General features: G+C 67.0%; 2 protein-coding genes and 1 tRNA gene. 2 read left to right on the forward strand and 1 reads right to left on the reverse strand.

Annotated elements, in window-relative coordinates; genetic code table 11:
* Positions 1 to 97 precede the first annotated feature (97 nt).
* Positions 98 to 760: a DegT/DnrJ/EryC1/StrS family aminotransferase gene (locus ACFWY6_RS45215; protein ID WP_384703709.1), complete on the forward strand. Its 663-nt coding sequence runs from the start codon at positions 98 to 100 to the stop codon at positions 758 to 760.
* Positions 761 to 798: 38 nt separating this feature from the next.
* Here ACFWY6_RS45215 and ACFWY6_RS45220 read toward each other — a convergent pair whose 3' ends face one another.
* Positions 799 to 1,722: an alpha/beta hydrolase family esterase gene (locus ACFWY6_RS45220; RefSeq protein ID WP_384703712.1), complete on the reverse strand. Its 924-nt coding sequence runs from the start codon at positions 1,720 to 1,722 to the stop codon at positions 799 to 801.
* Positions 1,723 to 1,838: 116 nt separating this feature from the next.
* Here ACFWY6_RS45220 and ACFWY6_RS45225 point away from each other — a divergent pair.
* Positions 1,839 to 1,911, forward strand: a tRNA-Thr gene (locus tag ACFWY6_RS45225).
* Positions 1,912 to 2,040: the final 129 nt, after the last annotated feature.

Raw genomic sequence — 2,040 nt, forward strand, 5'->3', positions numbered from 1 at the left:
TCCCTGAACTTCGGTTCAGGGACCAGCTCTTTTTTGTTTTGCGTCACTTGCCGTTCACGTTGTGCGACCAACATCCCGAGGTATGGGGACAGTTGGAATGTTGCGAGCCGCAGGCATCGGGCACGGTGACGAGGTCATCGTGCCGGCGTACGGGAACGCCGAGGTCGCCGAGGCCGTGGTGCACGCCGGTGCCGTGCCCGTCTTCGCCGACATAGAGCAGTCGACGTACTGCCTCGACGCCGACGCGGTCGCCGCTGCCATGACCGCACGTACGGCCGCTGTCATCGTCGTACACCGCTTCGGGAACCAGGCCGATGTCGGGCGGATGCGGGACGTGGGCCAGCGCCACGGGGTTCTGGTGCTCGAGCAGGGCGAGTTGGACGCGCCGTACGACGAGCTCGCCCAGCGGCGGGCGCATGCCGCCTATCTCAATGGGCGACTGAGCGGGGTGGTGACTCCGGACGGCGGTGCCGCGCACAGCTATCAGCAGTACGTCGTGCGCGTGCCCGGCAACGGTCGGCCCGACCGTGACGCGTTCGCACGCGCCGTACGGGCGAAGGGAGTTGACTGCCGGGTGCCCGTGAAGATTCCGGTGCACCGGATGCCGAAGTTCCGGCGGGACGTGGCGCTTCCTGAGACGGAGCGGGCCGCGGACGAGACGCTGGCGCTGCCCGTCGACGCGTCGTTGTCCCGGCGGGATCTGCAGCGTGTCGTCTCCGCGTGCAATGCGTTGGGCGGGCTTCTTCAGCCGGCCTTCTAGTCGAGGCTCTCTCCCACAGCGCACCAGTAGGTCGTCCTTCAAGGCGTCTTCTTGGGGTGGGTCTTGAAGAACTCCCACATCAGGTCCGTCGCGCTGATGCCCGCCTCAGGGTCGGCCATTGCGCCGGCGCCGCCCGGCCATTGATGGGCCATGTCCGGGAGACGGTAGGTGACGGTGGTCGAGCCGTCGCGGCATTTCGCCGAGGTCTTCGTGATGTTGTTCTTGAGCTTCTGGGGCGGCGGCGCCTTGCAGGACAGGCGTTTCTGCCAGGCCTTGATGCCCTCGTCGAACTCCGCGTAGTGCGGGTCGAGGCCGCCGATGAACGTCACAAGCGAGACGGGTGTCTTGGGGACGTACGACTCCTGTGCCGTGTCCGGGCCGATGTAGCCGCCGCTGACCGGGGCTATGGCGGCGAAGGTGTCGGGGAGTTCGACGGCGAGTTTGTATGCCATGTCTCCGCCGTTGGAGATTCCTGTCGCGTAGATGCGCTCCGGGTCGGCTTTCCAGGTGCCGACCAGCCTCTTCGTCATCGTACGAAGGAAGCCGACGTCGTCCTGAGTGCCGCAGCAGACCAGTGCGTTGAAGCCTTGGTTCAGGCCGTCGGGGTAGGCGACGAGGAAGTTCTCCTTGTCGGCCTTCTTGCTGAGGTCGGTGATCCGGGCCGCCGAGTCGCCCGTGCCCGGATAGGGGTGCATGGCGATGATCAGAGGGAGTTGCTTGCCCGTGGTGTAGCCGGGTGGGGCGTGCACGCTGTAGACCCGCTTCTGTCCCTTCCAGGAGAGGGTGACCTTCTGGTCGCCCGGGCGCGGGGTTTCCGGGGCGGGCTTCTTCTTGGTGGGCTTCGCGTTGTCGGGCTTGTCGGATCCCTCGTCGTCGGATCCGCAGGCCCCGAGCGGCACAAGCAGCGCGATGAGCGTCGCGGGAATGGCGTACCGCATGGACTTACCACGTCGGGTCGGCATGGGCGCAGGGTGGCAGTACCTGTGTCGGCGGTCCAGAGGAATGGGCGGTTCGGCGGGCCCCTGGATTCAGGTATGATCTATTCCGTTGCCGAGCGGGAAACCGCGAAGCGCAGCAGGCCCCTATAGCTCAGTCGGTAGAGCGTCTCCATGGTAAGGAGAAGGTCAGCGGTTCGATTCCGCTTGGGGGCTCAGAGAACAAGTAGAGAAGGGGGGCCCCCCCGGGGGGGGGGGCGGTGGGGGTTGTTGGGGGGGGGGGGGGCCCCGCCCGCCGAGGGGTGTGTGGGGTGTGTTGTGGCGGGGCCCCCCCACCCCGGAGAG

Source organism: Streptomyces sp. NPDC059037 (genome assembly GCF_042740015.1).
GTDB lineage: Bacteria > Actinomycetota > Actinomycetes > Streptomycetales > Streptomycetaceae > Streptomyces.

Coding starts and splice junctions, on each gene's coding strand:
- ACFWY6_RS45215 (WP_384703709.1), top strand. CDS start 98: ATGTTGCGAGCCGCAGGCATCGGGCACGGTGACGAGGTCATCGTGCCG.
- ACFWY6_RS45220 (WP_384703712.1), bottom strand. CDS start 1,722: ATGCCGACCCGACGTGGTAAGTCCATGCGGTACGCCATTCCCGCGACG.